The organism is Rhodococcus sp. BH5 (assembly GCF_027583855.1).
GTDB lineage: Bacteria > Actinomycetota > Actinomycetes > Mycobacteriales > Mycobacteriaceae > Rhodococcus_F > Rhodococcus_F qingshengii.
Map to the genome: position 1 here is coordinate 153,712 of NZ_JAJHVW010000004.1, position 16,325 is coordinate 170,036.

16 protein-coding genes and 1 pseudogene are annotated in these 16,325 nt (G+C 60.4%); 5 read left to right on the forward strand and 12 right to left on the reverse strand.

Annotation, left to right across the window (positions count from 1 at the left end):
* Nucleotides 1-89: 89 nt before the first annotated feature.
* Nucleotides 90-677: a TetR/AcrR family transcriptional regulator gene (locus RhoBH5_RS12470; RefSeq protein ID WP_042449458.1), complete on the forward strand. Its 588-nt coding sequence runs from the start codon at nucleotides 90-92 to the stop codon at nucleotides 675-677.
* Between the two features lie 47 nt (nucleotides 678-724).
* On the opposite strand, the gene RhoBH5_RS12475 is transcribed toward RhoBH5_RS12470, so the two are convergent.
* Together RhoBH5_RS12475 and RhoBH5_RS12480 are read right to left on the reverse strand one after the other, a co-directional pair.
* The gene (locus tag RhoBH5_RS12475) at nucleotides 725-1,735 is read right to left on the reverse strand and encodes an ABC transporter substrate-binding protein (RefSeq protein ID WP_270008368.1); all 1,011 of its coding nucleotides are present in this window, start codon (nucleotides 1,733-1,735) and stop codon (nucleotides 725-727) included.
* 82 nt (nucleotides 1,736-1,817) lie between these two features.
* The gene (locus tag RhoBH5_RS12480; protein WP_270008369.1) at nucleotides 1,818-2,696 is read right to left on the reverse strand and encodes a bile acid:sodium symporter family protein; all 879 of its coding nucleotides are present in this window, start codon (nucleotides 2,694-2,696) and stop codon (nucleotides 1,818-1,820) included.
* A gap of 132 nt (nucleotides 2,697-2,828) precedes the next feature.
* Here RhoBH5_RS12480 and RhoBH5_RS12485 point away from each other — a divergent pair, with 132 nt between their 5' ends.
* Both RhoBH5_RS12485 and RhoBH5_RS12490 read left to right on the forward strand, forming a co-directional pair.
* Nucleotides 2,829-3,101, forward strand: coding sequence for a DUF2277 domain-containing protein (locus RhoBH5_RS12485; RefSeq protein ID WP_003945457.1), 273 nt, complete (start codon nucleotides 2,829-2,831; stop codon nucleotides 3,099-3,101).
* A gap of 5 nt (nucleotides 3,102-3,106) precedes the next feature.
* A complete protein-coding gene (locus RhoBH5_RS12490) occupies nucleotides 3,107-4,528 on the forward strand; it encodes an alpha/beta hydrolase (protein WP_065351939.1) in 1,422 nt (473 codons plus the stop codon).
* Between the two features lie 235 nt (nucleotides 4,529-4,763).
* Here the strand turns inward: RhoBH5_RS12490 and RhoBH5_RS12495 are convergent, their stop codons facing one another.
* The gene (locus RhoBH5_RS12495; protein WP_058227638.1) at nucleotides 4,764-5,720 is read right to left on the reverse strand and encodes an SMI1/KNR4 family protein; all 957 of its coding nucleotides are present in this window, start codon (nucleotides 5,718-5,720) and stop codon (nucleotides 4,764-4,766) included.
* An 89-nt stretch (nucleotides 5,721-5,809) separates the two neighbouring features.
* On the opposite strand from RhoBH5_RS12495, the gene RhoBH5_RS12500 reads away from it, so the two are divergent.
* Together RhoBH5_RS12500 and RhoBH5_RS12505 are read left to right on the forward strand one after the other, a co-directional pair.
* Nucleotides 5,810-6,397 carry a hypothetical protein gene (locus RhoBH5_RS12500; RefSeq protein WP_154100282.1) on the forward strand — a complete coding sequence of 196 codons (588 nt, stop codon included), beginning with the start codon at nucleotides 5,810-5,812 and terminating at the stop codon, nucleotides 6,395-6,397.
* 101 nt (nucleotides 6,398-6,498) lie between these two features.
* On the forward strand, nucleotides 6,499-6,990 hold the full coding sequence (locus RhoBH5_RS12505) for an NUDIX domain-containing protein (protein WP_270008370.1): 492 nt from the start codon (nucleotides 6,499-6,501) through the stop codon (nucleotides 6,988-6,990).
* Nucleotides 6,991-7,358: 368 nt separating this feature from the next.
* On the opposite strand, the pseudogene RhoBH5_RS12510 reads toward RhoBH5_RS12505, so the two are convergent.
* The 9 genes and pseudogenes from RhoBH5_RS12510 to RhoBH5_RS12550 all read right to left on the reverse strand — a co-directional run.
* A pseudogene (locus RhoBH5_RS12510) lies at nucleotides 7,359-7,685 on the reverse strand (transglycosylase family protein); the annotation flags it as partial.
* Between the two features lie 484 nt (nucleotides 7,686-8,169).
* Nucleotides 8,170-9,075, reverse strand: a complete 906-nt coding sequence (locus tag RhoBH5_RS12515; protein WP_047269604.1) for an oxygenase MpaB family protein — start codon at nucleotides 9,073-9,075, stop codon at nucleotides 8,170-8,172.
* Nucleotides 9,076-9,099: 24 nt separating this feature from the next.
* Entirely contained in the window at nucleotides 9,100-9,657 is a 558-nt protein-coding gene (locus tag RhoBH5_RS12520; RefSeq protein ID WP_047269603.1) for a hypothetical protein, read from the reverse strand.
* Nucleotides 9,644-10,864, reverse strand: coding sequence for an MlaD family protein (locus RhoBH5_RS12525; protein ID WP_047269602.1), 1,221 nt, complete (start codon nucleotides 10,862-10,864; stop codon nucleotides 9,644-9,646). The genes RhoBH5_RS12520 and RhoBH5_RS12525 overlap by 14 nt, the downstream gene beginning before the upstream one ends.
* Nucleotides 10,861-11,889 (reverse strand): MCE family protein, encoded by a 1,029-nt coding sequence (locus tag RhoBH5_RS12530; RefSeq protein WP_228401890.1) that lies wholly within the window; start codon nucleotides 11,887-11,889, stop codon nucleotides 10,861-10,863. Before RhoBH5_RS12530 ends, RhoBH5_RS12525 begins: the two co-directional genes overlap by 4 nt.
* A gap of 32 nt (nucleotides 11,890-11,921) precedes the next feature.
* The gene (locus tag RhoBH5_RS12535) at nucleotides 11,922-13,019 is read right to left on the reverse strand and encodes an MCE family protein (protein WP_003945762.1); all 1,098 of its coding nucleotides are present in this window, start codon (nucleotides 13,017-13,019) and stop codon (nucleotides 11,922-11,924) included.
* Nucleotides 13,016-14,071, reverse strand: coding sequence for an MCE family protein (locus RhoBH5_RS12540; RefSeq protein ID WP_007734231.1), 1,056 nt, complete (start codon nucleotides 14,069-14,071; stop codon nucleotides 13,016-13,018). The genes RhoBH5_RS12535 and RhoBH5_RS12540 overlap by 4 nt, the downstream gene beginning before the upstream one ends.
* Nucleotides 14,071-15,102 (reverse strand): MCE family protein, encoded by a 1,032-nt coding sequence (locus RhoBH5_RS12545; protein WP_042449469.1) that lies wholly within the window; start codon nucleotides 15,100-15,102, stop codon nucleotides 14,071-14,073. The genes RhoBH5_RS12540 and RhoBH5_RS12545 overlap by 1 nt, the downstream gene beginning before the upstream one ends.
* Nucleotides 15,099-16,322: an MCE family protein gene (locus tag RhoBH5_RS12550; RefSeq protein WP_007734237.1), complete on the reverse strand. Its 1,224-nt coding sequence runs from the start codon at nucleotides 16,320-16,322 to the stop codon at nucleotides 15,099-15,101. Before RhoBH5_RS12550 ends, RhoBH5_RS12545 begins: the two co-directional genes overlap by 4 nt.
* Between the last annotated feature and the right edge of the window lie 3 nt (nucleotides 16,323-16,325).

Here is a 16,325-nt window from a genome sequence, read left to right on the forward strand (position 1 = left end):
CCCCCGGGGTGAGATCGCTTACTGAATTGATGTCTAGTACGCAAAGTACGCCTTACTGAATCGGTGTCAAGTAGTAATCTGACTTGCCTATGGTCGCACCACGAAAACGCCTGGACCGAGAGCAGCGGCGCACGCAGTTGCTCGACATCGGCGCGCAACTTTTTGCCGATCGCTCGTACGAGGATGTGTGGATCGAAGAGGTCGCCGAGATTGCGGGCGTCTCGCGCGGGTTGATGTACCACTATTTTCCGACCAAGCGAGACTTCTTCGCCGCAATCGTCGAGCGCGAATCGCAGCACCTGCTCGAGGTGACCGCACCCGATGCGACGCTACCGGTGCGCGAACAGGTGGCAGCCGGGTTGGACGCCTACTTCGCGTACGTGAAGTCGCACAGCAGGGGAGTGCGCGCCATCAACGTCGGGACGCTCTCGGCCGAGGCCGGTATCCGGGCGATTGTCGAGCGCGAACTCGAACAGCAGCAGATTCGAATCCTCGATGCACTGGGATTCGAGGGCGAAAGAAGACAGCTCGCTGCCGTTGCAGTTCGGGGATGGATCGCGTTCGTCCGAGCTGTCTGCCTCGACTGGCTCGATCAACCTTCCATACCGCAGGAAGAGTTGAGAGTGATCTGTCTGCGGACCCTCTCGGGAGCGTTGGGCATCGACCTCGAAATGTGAAAAGCCGACCGCGCGGGAGCGGCCGGCATTTCCACGGACAAGTCTGATCAGTCGAGCGTCGAATAGAGATCGTCCCAGCCCTTGGCCACGTACATGTTGGTGTAGATGGACCCGTAGTACATACTTCCTTGCAGAACGGTGACGTTCCCGGCCTGCACAGCCGGAAGTCTTTGCCACAACTTGTTGTCCGAGAGTTGATCGAAGGTGGTGTCACTGCTGTCGGTGACAGAAACCATGAACGCGTCGCAGCCTTGCAGACGATCCATCTCTTCGATGCTCAGTCGTCCCTGATTGTCGAAACCGGTTGTGTTCAATGTTCTTCCGCCGATATCGGCGAGCGTCATGTCGGTGGGTTGACGATTCTTCTTTCCCGTTTCCTCCGACACGGGCAGGCTGTCGATGTAGATCGTGGCCTTGTCCGGACTGTAGGACAAGCTTGCGACGGTTTTGCCCGCGATCGCCGAAGCGTGTCGAGTGCGAATGTCGGTGATCAGAGCGTCGTAATCGGTGATCAGGCGATCCATGGTGGGTGTTCGGCCCAGCCAATCGGAGAGCTGGGTCAGGTTCTCCCGCCACGTCTGCTTCGATTCGGTCGTCAGGACAGGAGCGATGGCTTGGAGCTTTGCAGCGGGCCAGTACTCGTTGTCGGCGTTGACGCAGATGATGAGATCGGGTGCGAGTCCGAGGATCTGCTCCAGATTGGGCTTGTCGCTGAGGTATTCGGCCGAGCCGTCGACGGGAACCCACTTGGTGACGGGCGAGATGTTGTATCCGAACACCGGTAGTTCCAGGGCAATGGCGAGCTCGAGGTCGGTTCGGGCGTCGACGGCCAAGACCCGCTTCGGGTTGGTAGGTATGTCGTAGGTCCCCAACGGCGTGGTGACGGTGCGCATTTGAGCGTCATCATCGGTACCTGAACCGTCGCTGGAACTGCAGGACGACAGAATAGTTGCGACTGCTGCCATCCCGGCTCCGATGCCGAATTGGCGACGGGTAAGTGCGTCGACTAGCTCTTGCCAGACGCGTTCGTCCGGCACGGTAGGTGTGTTGGTCAGCATTTTTTCGATACCCTTCGGTCTGAGTCCGTATCTATCGTAGGGTTGGCGATACCAGATCACCTATATCGAAAACCGCCTGATATTAGTCGATTTCGGCCATGGTCCGTGACTTTCGGGTGATGGCGGCGCCGAAGGCTGCGGCGAGCGGGAACATCAGAACGCCGTACACCGCGGCCGGCACTGCCAATTGCACGTTGTCGAGGAGACTGACGGCGATGGTGATCGCCAACGTGCTGTTGTGGATGCCGATTTCCATGGAACTGGCGATGGCCTGACGATCCTCGATGCCGAATATCCGGGGAACGACGTAACCGATCGAGAGGCTCAGTAGGCAGAACAAGGCAGCGACGACGCCGATGTCGACGAGATAGTCCGCGATGTTCTCGCGCTCGGAAACAACCGTTCCGACGATCACCAGTGCCAGAACCACCGCGGATCCGATGCGGACGGGCTTGTCCATGCGCTCGGCAAAGGCGTTCGAGCGCAATCGAACCCACATTCCGAGGGCGACAGGAATCAGTACGACGGCAAAGACCTGAAGTACCTTCGTGAACTGCAGTCCGAGGGTGCCGTCCGCGTCCTCGGGTTCGAAGTAGCCCAACGCGAAGTTGGTGATGAGCGGAAGGGTGACCACCGCTATCACCGAATTGACCGCAGTGAGTGTCACATTGAGAGCGACATCGCCGCGGAACAGATGGCTGAACAGGTTTGCCGTGGTGCCGCCCGGTGATGCGGCGAGGAGCATCATGCCGACAGCGAGCAGTGGGTCGAGGTCGAACAACGTGACCAGACCGAAGGCCGCGGCCGGGAGCAACAACAACTGACAGATCAGGGCAATCGAGACGGCTTTCGGCGCTTTTGCCACGCGGGCAAAATCTCCGACCGTCAAGGAAAGCCCGAGGCCGAACATGATGATGGCGAGTGCGGCGGGTAGGCCGACGGAGGTGAGTGCAGAGTCCATGAGTTAGTGGCTACTTCCAGTCACTGGGGGAATTTCACTGAAACTACCGTGATGCCCGGATCTGCGTGGCAGTTTGGATACATTGATGTATCGAACCGTGACGGCGTCGGTGAGCAGGGTTATCGTCGAATTATGTGCCGAAACATCACTGAACTTCGTGGACTCGAGCCCGCTGCTACGCCGGAGGAGATCGAGGCGGCCTCTCGCCAATACGTACGTAAGGTGAGCGGAATAGCCAAGGTGTCCGACGCGAACCGAGACGCCTTCGAACAGGCGGTGCGTGAGGTGACCGAAACGACGACGCGCCTGCTCAGTGCGTTGCCGCCTCGCAGACAGCCACCTCAGACCGTCCCTCCGTTGCGTCGCCCGGAAGTACAGGCCCGGATCGCTGCTCGTTCGTCCTGACCCGAGTGGATCTCACAGATATCGACGTATGGGACGTCGAAGCCTTGGATCAACTGTCTGCTGGGTTGGAAGGCGTTCTGGTCGCTCACCGCGTTCGCGACATCCGTCGACGGCTGGATACGCTGCGCAAAGAGGCCGTCGCCGACGACTTGCATATTCGTCAGGATGGAACCGTCTCTGCCGTTGCGCCCATCGCCGACGGTCACCCGCTCCACGTGCACGCCCAGTTGCTCGAGGTCGCAGTTCGAGAACTGATCGGTGAGGCACTGCTGGTCAGCGCGGATCTTCATCATGCGTTGTCTCTGCGGTCTCAGGTCGGCACCGACCTCCGTGACAAAGCTGTGCGTGTGGGGGAGGAGTGGCGAGCGTTCAGCCCTGATCGGCAGCGTCAGATGTTGCGTCATGCACCAGGCCTGATCGCCAACCTCGACGGCATTCCTGCTGCGATTCGCAGCCCGGCCAATCTCGATCGAATTCAATCGGAACGAGCACGGCTGCAAGATGATTCAGTCCGAATCTCGCAAGAACTTCACCGCGAGTTCTTCGGCGGCAGACTGAGTAACACCGGGGCGGGCCAGTGGTACGCCGAACGCAAACTCGAGGATCTGGACGCGCTCGACGAGTTGTTTCGCGCCGAACCTGATCGACGGTTACTGCTCATGGACATGCGCTCGGGCGAACGCGGCTTCGCTGCAATTGCGATCGGTGATCCGGACACAGCGGATCACATCTCCGTGACGATTCCCGGACTGAACACCAACGTCAAGGACTCGATGCGCGGAATGGTCGGCGAGGCAACGCGATTACGAGCCGAGGCGATGCGGCAGCTCGAACTGGCCGGCCGAAAGGAAAGCGTGGCCACCATCGCCTGGATCGGATACGACGCGCCACAGGTGATCGGGCCGGGAAAGTTCGACATCGGTCGGGCCAGCTTCGACGTCAGTCGATCGTCCAAGGCCGGCATAGCCGCCGACGCATTGGGCAGCTTTTTTCACGGTCTTCGTTCTGCGTCGGTCAACGACGGAGTCCATATCACCGCGTTGGGCCACTCCTACGGATCCCTCGCGACTTCTCTTGCGCTGCAACGCGGGGCAAGCGCAGCGGTCGACGACGTGGTGTTCTACGGTTCACCCGGGGTGCGAGCCAAGGTGGAGTCGGACCTCGGTATCGCCGACCGCCACGTCTACGTCATGAAAGCGGAAGGCGACAGTATCGCGGGGTTCGGCCGTTTCGGTGGCGATCCGACGCGCACCGAGTTCCATCGGTTGTCCACGGCCGAGGGGATCACCCCGGATGGAGTGAAACACGAGCGGGCGTTCGGGCATGCGGAGTACGCGAGGACAGGGGACAACGGAGAACTGCGGATGTCGGGATACAACCTCGCGGTTGTGGTTGCCGGACTGCCGGAGCGTGCTGTTATTGATTGATCGTGCCACCTGAGCGACCGCATGAATCGACTGGAACTATTTCGTGTATAGAGATCTGTCCGATACCCCGACCCCGACCACATCGGCGTCGCTCGCCGTACTTTAGGCGTCCCCTGACGACCCGGAACGGCGCGCCTGGATCAAATGGGCGCAACAACGGGGGACAAGTGCCGATCATTTAGGTCAACTCAGCAAAGTCTCGCTGACATGGAATCTCCTTACTTACCAAGAGAAGTCAGTCGTCGACTATGAATTCGAATCCTCCTGGAGGCATTTCGTAGACGATGACGTTGTTCTCGACTCCCGTGACGATCGTCAGGTAAAATCTGGGCACTCCGTCTATCTGGACGTAGGAGTTCACGGTCACCCCGCGCTGGCGCGGGACCTGCGGAAATATCGCCTCGCCGCCCTGCACATGCGAACCGGGGTGGAGGGACTGCGCAGTGTCGAGGACAGATTTGCGGACGGCGTCGAGGTCGATGAGGTCGTCATCTGAATTGACCAGCGAAGGCTGAAAGTCCTTCAGCGGAAACGGCAGGTGCAGCGGTATCGGGCTCGGCTGGGGATGTGGGATCGGCTGATCCGAAAAGTCGACGTCCCAGACCAGCACGCCGTCAGTGACTGTCGGCATCAAGTACGAGTGCTCGGATCCTGACTCGATACTTCGACGAACCGAATCCACGTAGTCGGCCAGAGAGCCGAAAAGGGAGCCGCCTTCGTCGGCGGCTTCGGCGGCGAAATAGCGGATGCAGCCGTGGTGTAGGCCACCTCGGGTATCGACATAGAGAAAATCACCGGCTCCGTCCTCGGCGAACGGAATGTAGGTAGGGAGGAACATCTCTGCAGTTTCACCTGCGTGTTGTGCTCGAACGGTGATGGGCCAGTCGGGTCCGAGGTAGTCGATAGGATGCAATTGTTCACGGCAACGTCTGTGCGTGGAAACCACATGGTCGAGTGAAAGCAGTTCCACTCCTGGTAGGGCTTCGCCGACGAACTGGTTGTCGTCGGAGCGGAAGGGTTGGCCGTCATGCAGGGCGAAGAACTCGCGTAGGTCCTCCGGCCATGGATTAGTGACGCGTTCGGCGGTTTCCCGATCGGACCGAGTCCGAGGCGGACGTACCGCAGCGGCGGTGACCGGTGCACGGTCGCGGAGTACCTCCATGAAGGCGAGCCATGCGTCGGTAAGAGTCATGGTTCGAATCTATCGACAGAAATCCCGCTGCGAGATCGAACGCGGCCGTCAGATGTCATGGATCCGTGAGGCCGGGATAGCGTGCATTCATGAGCGTTGAAGAGCACTGGCGCAGACTCAACGGTTGGTGTCAGCGGGAAGCCCCGGTAACGGCTGCCGCTATCGACCCGCCCGCGCCAGTGGACGTCCTGAAATCCGTGGAAACATTTACGGGCAGGACGTGGCCGGCCGAGCTACGGACGTGGTTCGGTTTGCAGAACGGAAACCCCGACGGAGGGCACTCGGCCCTGATATTTCCGGAGTTTCAACCGTTGCCTTTGGATCGTGTCGCGTCTGTGTGGGAATCGATGACGACAGAGTGGGGAGAGACGACAACAGCCGCCGGTGGCATCGCTTTGCCTGATCAGCCAGCGGGAACGGTGGCTGACACCTTTTTGGCGGCATACATTCCCATAGCTGCCAACATTCGGGGCGATCTCTTGTTCGTCGATACGCGGACCGGTCAAGCAAGCGGATGTGTACGCGAATTCCTCGGAGACAGCGCCGACCAAGGGACAACCTGGCCCTCCGTCGCCGCGCTATTGGAGGACGTCGTTTTTGCGTTGGAGCACGGACAGCCATGCGGCGGTTGGATTCCGAGTGTCGACCAGGGCTGGTTGAGTTGGGATTTGCCCTAGGCTCACGACTTACGAGCGTGGAGCGTGACGGTGATTGAATACTGATGTGAGCACTGCACATCCACCGTTCCAGGGCGCGAGCCGGGTTTACAGTGGCACTCATGCGTCTGAGGCATTCGGCCAGGGGGTTGGTCGTTGACGACCAGTCCCGTCTTCTGCTTTACCGATTCATCGCGCCCGGGGGTGGGCTGACGGTCTGGTGTCCTGCGGGCGGAGGCTTGGAAGGAGACGAAACCCCGTCCGAGGCGCTCGCGCGCGAATTGGACGAGGAGATCGGCTTGCGCGACTACGGCGCAGCCACCCATGTGTGGCATGAGGAGATCCGTGACCCGGCGATATTGCCGGGTTGGGGCGGTGCGATCAACGACTACTTCCTCGTGCCGGTGGCGACCGTATTCGAGCCCTGTGGGTCGTTGGGGCGCGAAGCGCTGGCCGCCGAGCTGGTCGAGCACTCCGAGTGGTGGAGCGTTGACCGCCTCTTGTCACACAGTGGTCGAGAAGTGTTCGGGCCACGCGATTTACCCGACCGGTTTGCACGCCTGGTCAAGGATGGGCCATCGAGTGCGCCGGATCGATTTGTTCGGTCGCCGTGAGGGATGCGAGGTAGCGATTGAAAACGAACATTTCGGCATCGAAACACGGCTACGCTGGGGTTATGGAGCACTACGTGCGTAAGGACCCCATCCCGTACGCTTCTACGGCTGCGCCGGTCAGTTCTCACAACCGGTTGGCAAGGACGGCCCAAAAATTGTGGATGGCTCTTCGAGGGATGATGGGGGATCGGAAGGCGAGTCGATATACCTCGCTCGCTCCGCGGCATCCCGACGGATCACGCACCGCTGTAACATCTTTCAACAGTAGTGGTGGTGGGAAATAGGTATCGGTATACAACACTGCCCGGTGTTCGTCGAATTCTCGACGAACACCGGGCAGTGACGCACTACTCGAACTGGGGTCAGCGGAGGTACTGTCCGCACACCGGCCACGCGCCGGCGCCCTGACCGGCAAGGACGTTTTCAGCAACGCGGACCTGTTCTGCCTGGCTGGCGTTGGCGGCGCTGCCCGCTCCGCCGTAGGCCTCCCACGTGCTCTGGCTGAACTGGAGTCCGCCGTAGTAGCCGTTTCCGGTGTTCGCGGCCCAGTTGCCCGAAGATTCGCATTCTGCGACACCCGACCAGTCGTGGGTGGCTGCGGATGCGGTGCCTGCGCTCAATCCGAGGGCTCCGGCTGCGAGGGCTCCGGCTGCGGCGACAGAGGCAAGTGCACGGGTAACGGTGGTCTTGGTCATTTTTGGTAAATCCTCTCGAGTCCCGCCGACGGAGGACGGTGACCGTCTCAGCTCCGCTCCCACCACTAGGAATGTTGTCGAGTCCGAACCGCGGGGTGGGACGGGCGGTGGCGATTCGGTAATGCCCGGTTGATCGGGCTGTCACCAACCATAAGAGATGATTACGGATTGGTCACGGGTCGGCGTGTCGACACATGTTTGTGCAACAGAAATGCATCAAAGAGTGTTTTCCCAGGTCGCATGGCGATATGCCACCTCTCCCGGCGTTACATAAACGAGATAAAATGTGATGTAAGTCACCTTAAACGTGCCTCGACGGCGTCGATATGCGGCGAATGTGACACTCAATCAGCCCGGTTTGTCGGCTTTTCGACCCGGTTTCCAGTCGTGCTGGAACCCATGTCCAGCCGTGATCTGTTGTCGACCGACCGGCCCGATTTACCTGTAGGGCAGCAGAATTGACAACGAATAACGCGCCGCTGGCTCAGACGAGATTCTTGCTCGCCTTGATCCGGCGGCGAATGTCGCGCATCTGAATGGTGTTGCCGGCCTGACGAACGGAGCGTGGGATGAACCTGTTGACGAACGACACGAAAATGAAGAGGTGTTCGAACCGGCGGCGATCGTCTTCGGTCCACTCGAGATCGAGTTGGTCGCGGTAGATCGGTGGAAGGAATCCGACCGTCAGGAACCGCAACAAGTTTCGGAACACCAGGCGTATCGGCCACGCGATCATCTGTAGGTTGACCAAGTCGATCAGGTACTGCTTGGTGCGTTCGTCGATGACGACGCGTTCGCAACCGAGGTTCCAGTAGCGCTCGAAGTCGGCACGTGTGGCCGGCCACATCTCTTCGGTGACCTGCAGCGTCGTTCCCAAAGTTGACGCGGACTTGTAGAACGACTCCGCCTGTTCATCGGACATCTTGCCGTGCAGCAACTGATGACTGTCCTCGAAACCGATGAACAGGCATGCAGCAACCCATAATTGGAGTTCGCGATTGAAGGCGTTGTACTTGACCGGGCTGTTTGAATCCGACTTCACATGTCGGTGCACCGAGTTCACGGCCTCGCGGTAAGCCTTTCGCTCTTCCTCGTCACCCAGGATCGCGACCGTCAGGTACTGCGTCGTGGTTCGTGCACGCTTCCACGGATGCGCTGTCAGAGCACCCGATTCGACCTTGCTCTCCATGACGCCGTACGCCACCTCGGGCCAACCGAGTTGCAGGATGACGTTGGCAGCGGCTCCGGCGAACGACCAGAAATCGAGTGCGTCGGTGATGTGTGCGGGCTTACGTGCCCACCGTCTACGCTCGGCCGTGATGGTGATGCGTGTCTGATCGGTGCGAAGCGACGACTCGGACTTTTCCGAATCCAGGTAGTGAGTGGGCATGGATCTTCCTCCGCGTGTGGTGAGTTACTTGGTCTCGACGTTGCTCACGAGCCACCGGTCGCCCGAGCGGACCAGGGACACGACCATGCGGTACTTCTGTGTGTTTCCCTCTGGCGCTGCGACATTCTTGGCTTGTTGGTCGACGAACACGAGCACCTTGGCCGACGAATCGTCCAGTGATCCGATGCCGACGTCTGTCGCCGTCGCGCTCGCCTGGCCTTGGCCCCCGGCAACGACTTCCCTCAGGGAATCCACCATCGTTCGGTAGGTGCCGGCAAACTCGTCGGTCGACATCGAGGCGATGGTGTCCTTGTTGACATCGAGGTTCTGATAATCGAAGGAGGACATGATGGTTGAGTAATCCCGTGCGGTGTCCAAAGCCTCCTGCCGCAGCGTGTCTTCCTGATTCGCCGAGTACATCTGGAATCCGAGCACCGCCAATGCTGCGACCAGCGCTACCGCCATTAGTGAGATCAGTGCGTTGCGTGGCTCCTTCAGGCGGTGAAGTAGCGACGGAGAAGTCGGATGTTCGGCCACCTCGGCTTCTGTCTCGTCGAGTAGTGCGTTGTCACCGTGTGCCATTTCCCAGTCCTTCCAACATCAATCTCCAGTAGTTCAGGGCGTCGACTCCGGTCGGGACGAGAATCGGATCTGCGACGACGGGCGGTCCGATCGGAGTGCCCGGGACGGTCGAGTTCTGCAAACCGAGGTCGTTCGGACGCGGAGCATTCTGTGCTCCGCGTTGGACGAGGTCGTCGGCGGGGGGACAGTACATCGCCAGACTCGGACTGGTGGGAGACAGATCGCCGACCTCACGCCGAGGGGTGTCGTAGTTGCAGACCGGCCCCTGGGTCGCAACCAAGGCAAAGTCGGCGCGATCGCCTTTGACGATGGATGCCAGTTTGGCGAGACCTTCAGGAATCGTGACAAGTCCGGTTTCCAGGGCCTCTGTGCGGTCGGAGATGATCGGTGCGACAGTGACGAGATTGGCCAGGACCGCTCCGAAAGTGTTGTGGTACTTGTCGAACAACTGTTGAGCGCTGTTCAGGGCGGCGGGCGAATGATCGGTGAGGTAGATCAGCACCGGCGCATTGGATTCGAGTTGTTCGGTGAAGTTCTTGGCAGCTGCCATTCCCCGGACGAACGAATCCGATTGTGTCGCCATGGAGTCCACCAACGTGGAGGTTCGCGACAGCAGCGCAGCGAGTTCGGCCGACTGGTCGTTCAACTGCGCCGACATGGTCCCACCGTTGTCGATCATCGTCGCCAAGCTCGGGCCGAGCCCGTTGAACGAATTCCCCAGCTCGGTCCCGATGTCGCTGATCGCTTGTGGATCAATCCCTTCCAAGACACCGGACGCCTGAAGCATCAACTGGCTCATCTGGACCGGTTGCTGATCCGCGGGCATGGCGATCTCGTCGCCGTCCCTAAGATACGGGCCGTGGTCTGTGTTGGGGTAGATGTCGACATTCTGAATTCCGGCTGCGGTCCCCATCGTCACCTTGGCGACGCTGTCGGTAGGTATCTCGGTGTTGTCGTTGAGTGAGAGTTCCACCCGAGCCGTGCGGGTGCCTGCGTCGAGTTCGACTTCACTCACTTTCCCCACCTGTACGCCGCGATACGTGACGACCGTGCCCTTGGTCAGTCCGAAGGCGTCGGACATGTTGGCGTGCAGCCGGATTTGACCCCCGAAACCCTGAGGGCCGACCACGTAGACGATCCCGAAAGGGATGACCACAGCAGCGATCAGAGCGAACAGGACAAGTTGAACAAGCGCAAGGCGACTCAACGCAGACCTCCCTGAAGTAGATCGGTGAGAGTTCCCGCTGGTGCGATCGATTGACCGGCCATACCGCCGCTCCAGAGCTTGTCGATCGTTCCCGGAATATCCAGGGCGCCGTCGAAAACGAGGTAGTCGCCCTGCACTGCACCGGTGAAGTTTTCGAGCAACCCGTTCATGTTCGTCAGCGTCTGGCCGATCTCCGAGTTGAACGAATCCAGAGTCCCGACAACGGTCGACGCATCGTGCAGCATCGCGTCGAGGCCGTTGGGAGACGAGTCGAGAATGGTGTTTGCGTTGGTGGCGAGCTGAACGGTCGAGTTCAACAGGCTCGCAATCTGATCCTTCTGTCCCACGAGAATCGACACCACCTGTGGAACGGAATCGAGGTAGTTGTCGACAACTACGCGTTGGCCGGCCAGTTGGGAGGAGACCCGGGCAGCGAGGTCGACGGCCTCGTCGAACTCGCTGCGGTGACTGCTTGCCTCTGCCATGAGCGAGGTGAGGGTCTCGGTCAGAGAACGAACTTCACCGGAGCGCCCGGAAAACGCGGTGTTCAGCTCGCGCACCACGGTATCGAGTTGGTCGATGCCGCTTCCGGTCAGAACCGTGCCGAGGGTGGCAAGCGCACTTTCGACCTGCGGACCGATCTCGGTGCGAGACTCCGGAATTGTGTCTCCGTCGCTGAGCGTGGAGCCGGACGGAACTTCCGGCACCAAGAGTCTGATGAACGGATTGCCAAGTGCGGACGGGAGTTCGACGGAAGCTTCGACGTTGTCGGGCAATGGCGTCGCGGCGTCCAGACTCAGAGTCACATCGGCTCCGACGACATCGGCTGACAGCGCGGATACTCGACCGATGACTTTCTGGCCGCTGCGGACGTCTGCTCCCAACACCAGGCCGTCGGCGCCGGCCAGCTGCAGCGCCACGTTGTACGCGTCACCGTCGGCCGAACGACCCAGGGGTAGGTCTTGAATGCCTGCGCTACAGCCGCCGAAGGCGAGCACGGCCGCAGAACCCACACCGATGATCACGATACCGGCGATTATTCGAACCGATTGCCGCGTCAATTGCCACCTCCGGGGACGGCTCCGCCGGAAATCGCGGAGGCGATGCCGAGCGGATCAGAAGTGCTGAGGGGGAAGGAAATCGGATTCGTGAACCCGGCTCCGGTGCAGATCGGCAACTTGTAGGTGTCGCACAGCGGTTTCGCCACCGCGAACTGAGTCAATGCAGTCGAGACGTTGAGCCGAATGCGCCCGCGCTGATCAGGACCGATTGTCTGGGAGAGGTTCTGCATCATCAACGGCACCAGGTCCATGAACTCGGCGAGGCCGGGTTCTTTGGCAGCCAGAGTGTCACCGAGAACTCGCACGTTGTCGGCTATGGCACCGACATCATCGCCGTGAGTTGTCATGAAACTGTTCAACTGGTCGAAGACCACCTGCAGATCCTGCAGAGGCTGTGAGATGTCCATGTTCTGGCTCGCCCATTGATCACCCAGGACGCCGAGGTCGCCGACAAGTTCGTCGAGGCTGACCTGCCGTGCGTCCAGAGCATTCATCAAAGTGTTGAGATTGTCGACAAGGGCACCGATGTCTTCCGACCGAGCGCCGACAACTCCGGTTGCTGTGCTGAGGTTGCGAATTGCGGTGTTGAATTGATCGCCCTGGCCCTGCCACCCGGCGGCGCCGCGGCTCACGAGATCGCCGAGATTGCCCCCATCCCCGGCAAATGCGTCGGCCAAAGTGCTGACGCTTCCCATCAAGCCGTCGAAATCTATGGGGGAGTGGGCACGTTCGATCGGAATCTGGTCGCCGTCTTTCAGTGTCTCTCCGCCGGTGTACGCCGGGCCGAGTTCGATGTGTCGATCGCTGATCACCGATGGATTGAGGACATAGGCCGAGGCGTCGGCGGGCAGGTCCACGGAGTCGGGCATCGACATCGCTACTCGAACAGAAGTTCCGCGAGGTTCCACCGACGTGACCGTCCCGACGCCGACTCCGAGGACGGTGACCTTGCTTCCCTCGTAGATTCCGCCGACGTAGCTGAAATCGGCGTAGACGGTCTTGGACTGATCTGTTCGTCCGAATATGTACCAACCGGGCAGGGCGATCGCCAAGGTCACTACCAGCATGGCCGTGACGGCTTTTCGTGTATTCACTTGCAGCCCTCCATGATGCCGAGCGCGCAGAGCAGATTGTCCGGGATCACGGCCGCCGGCGCGTTGACGTCGGTCCAATTGCCGGTGCCGGTTGAATCGGTGACCGAACGCAGCGCGGAAGGAAGACGAGTCAACAGCAGGTCGATCTGATCTGCGTTGTTCTTCAGCGTGGTGGTGACCGCGACGAGGTTGTCGGTCATGGCTCCGAACTCGTCCTGACGATCGACGAAAGTGGTGGAGAGCTTCGAGATGATGATTGTCAGGTTGTCGACCAGCTGAGTCAGTGCGTCCTTGCGCATCGCAAGAGTTCGAACGATCGTCTGAGCATTGGCCGCAGTACCGACGATCGAATCGGTTTGTGCCGCAGCCATGTCCGACAGCTCACGAGACATGATGAGAATCTGGTCGATCTGTTCACTGTTCTGCGCGAAAGCCGCCGAGGCGCCGCTGATTCCGGCCAGAGCCCGGCCCACCTGATCGGAATCAGTGGGAATCACCTGCGAAAGGGTGTTCATCATGGACTCCATCGCCTGTAGGTCGACGCCTGTTGCCGCAGTGGTGGCATCACTGCTGACGTCGTCGAGGCTGTACGGCACGGTTGTGCGGGAGAGCGGGATGACCCGCGCCTCGGAGTCGTCGACCACTCCGGCCGGCACGATCTCCAGGTAGCGCTTGCCGAGGACCGTCTTGAGCCTGACCGTCGCCGTGCTCTGGTTTCCCAAAGGCTGGTCCTTGTCCAAGCGGAAGTTGACGACGACGTGGTCGCCGGCAAGGTCGATCGAATCCACTCGGCCCGCGGGAACCCCGGCCACGTAAACCGGATCGGTGTCGGAAAGCCCGCTGGCATTGGCTAACTCGGCTGTGTATGCCGACGTGCGTACGTTGTACCAGAGCTTCGGAATGCCCAAGGCGGCGCCGAGTCCCACCACCAGAACGAAGATTCCGAGACTGCCCAGGGCGAGAGCGGTGCCGCTACCGCTGCGACGGCGATCCCCTTTGAACAGGAAGAGCATGATGCCGACGAACACGTCGATCAGCTTGACCAGGAACATCATGAGCACACCGGCGAGTGTGTCGGACCGAAGATGTTGGCTTCCATGTCGCCTGCCTTCAGAGTGAAATTGCACAGATACAGGCTGATGAAACTTCCGTAACTTCCGATCCGGTTGGCGGCGTCGGCGAACTGGGGAAGGTTGACGAGAAGTCTGTTGAACTCGTCGGTGCTCGCAATCCAACTCCCGGTGACACTTTCGAGTTGTTGCACGGTCTGACCGAATGCACCGTTCGACCCGGCCATGATCTGAGCCAACGACGAGACAGTGCGGTTTCCCTGATCCAAGAGCGAGACCAGTTGATCGTTCTGCCCGACGACGGAAGTACTCAGATCGTTCAAACCGTCCAACAGACCGACCAATTCGGGTTGACGCTCGTCGACGGAGGTGAGAAGAGTGTTCATGTTCGTGAGTAGTTGCGCGAAGACGTCCTGACGGTCGACCAGGCCGGAACTCATGGTCGCGATCTGGTCGAGCAGGGTGGTCATTGCCTGGCCCTGGCCGTTGAAGGTTTCGACAAAACTTCGCGTGAGCGTGTTGACCTGCTCGGGCTGCAGCGCGGCGAACAACGGTTTGAACCCGTTCATCAGGGCCGTCAAGTTGATCGGCGGTGTTGTCTGCGCCAGCGGTATCGTGTCACCTGGTTCGAGCTGTCGTGCGGATACCGTTGTTGCGCTGTCGTCCTGCGTCAGTGCCAGATATCGAGCACCGAGCATGTCGCCGTAGCGCACGGCGGCACGGACATCCGACTCGAGGGAATATCGCGACTCGATTTCGACGTCGACGATCGCCTTGCTCGTCCCGCCTCCGTTGTCGGCGAACGCAACCGAGTCCACGCGGCCGATACGCACACCCGACATGGTGACCGGGTTGCCCGGGTTGAGTCCTTCGACGTCGGTGAACTCGAACGAGTACGAATCGGTGCTTCCGCGAACCGGGACCGACAACGTGTTCGCCACGAACGACGCGCAGGCGACGCCGGTGAGACAGAAGAGTGACAACCGAATTACCTGGCCAGGACGGACCTTCACGGGACGGTCACCTCGTTACCTCTGACCATCGGCCCCAACATCAGTGTTGTTGCCGGGTTGGGGGTATCCGAGGGTTCCGGCGATCCGCCCAGTAGTTGATCTTCGAGGTACCGCAGGGGGGCCGCTTCGGCTACGCCGCCCACGACCGGGGCACTGACGGGTTGTTCAGGCGTCAGGTTGGAGCCCGAACACTGTGCTCCGCGCGAGTCACCGTACTGCGGGCAATCATCACCCGTGTATGGGAGCGGTTCGGCGAACGTGGCAACTGCTGTGATGTCGAACTTTCCGGTGGCGAAGACCCGAGCGCCCGCGGCGCCGAACGTACTGGCATTCGCGAGGGTGGAACGCAGTCCTCCGGGATTGGCCGCGGTGGTTGCGAGTATCTTTCCGGCGGAATCGATCACAGTGATGATGTTTCGGTTGTTCGCCCCGACAAAATCGTCGACGGTAGCGGCGAAGACTGCGGCCGCGCCGATCGAGGACTCGAGATTCGCTCTGTTGGCGACCATGTCGTTCGAGACAGTTGTGGCGGCTGCCAAGGTATCGAGAATGTCGGGGGTCGCACGGTCCAACGCGTCGACGACCGACTTGAATTCGGGTGTCGATTCGAGGAATTGGTGTGCGGCGGGTGTCAGTACGCCGGACGCGGCACTGAGATTGTCTATCGTGGTACCGATCTCGGCTCCGTTTCCGTCGAGCGCCTGGCCCAGCGCAGTCAGGGCTGTCTGCAACTTCTCGGGCTGCATCGCAGTGAGGACGCCCACCAACTTGGTGTACACGTCGTAGAGCGCAACGGCTTCGGGACCGTCGTCCATGTGGATCTCGTCTCCGTCCGCCAGAGTCGTCTGGCCCTGCTCATTCGGACTGTCCACGAGCTGCATGTAGATGTCGCCGAAGAACGTGCGTGGAACAACGCGAGCCACCACGTCAGCGGGAATCTTCGACGCGTCATCGGTCTGAATCTGCAACTGCACAACGGATTCGGCGGTTCCTGATTCGATTTCGCCGATTCGGCCGACGTTGACGCCGTGGTACCGAACCGGAGCTTCACCGCTGATGAGACCGGCTGTGGCTGGAACAGCGACGAAGATGTCGGTGCTCTGCTCGAGATTTCCCGAACCGCGTAGAACCATTGTCACGGCGGCGGCGACGGCTACGACTATGGCGATCGCGCCGCGAAGGGCGTACACGATCTTCGTGCGTGTAGTGAGTCTGTCCACGGC

Coding starts and splice junctions, on each gene's coding strand:
- RhoBH5_RS12470 (WP_042449458.1), top strand. CDS start 90: ATGGTCGCACCACGAAAACGCCTGGACCGAGAGCAGCGGCGCACGCAG.
- RhoBH5_RS12475 (WP_270008368.1), bottom strand. CDS start 1,735: ATGCTGACCAACACACCTACCGTGCCGGACGAACGCGTCTGGCAAGAG.
- RhoBH5_RS12480 (WP_270008369.1), bottom strand. CDS start 2,696: ATGGACTCTGCACTCACCTCCGTCGGCCTACCCGCCGCACTCGCCATC.
- RhoBH5_RS12485 (WP_003945457.1), top strand. CDS start 2,829: ATGTGCCGAAACATCACTGAACTTCGTGGACTCGAGCCCGCTGCTACG.
- RhoBH5_RS12495 (WP_058227638.1), bottom strand. CDS start 5,720: ATGACTCTTACCGACGCATGGCTCGCCTTCATGGAGGTACTCCGCGAC.
- RhoBH5_RS12500 (WP_154100282.1), top strand. CDS start 5,810: ATGAGCGTTGAAGAGCACTGGCGCAGACTCAACGGTTGGTGTCAGCGG.
- RhoBH5_RS12505 (WP_270008370.1), top strand. CDS start 6,499: ATGCGTCTGAGGCATTCGGCCAGGGGGTTGGTCGTTGACGACCAGTCC.
- RhoBH5_RS12515 (WP_047269604.1), bottom strand. CDS start 9,075: ATGCCCACTCACTACCTGGATTCGGAAAAGTCCGAGTCGTCGCTTCGC.
- RhoBH5_RS12520 (WP_047269603.1), bottom strand. CDS start 9,657: ATGGCACACGGTGACAACGCACTACTCGACGAGACAGAAGCCGAGGTG.
- RhoBH5_RS12540 (WP_007734231.1), bottom strand. CDS start 14,071: ATGTTCCTGGTCAAGCTGATCGACGTGTTCGTCGGCATCATGCTCTTC.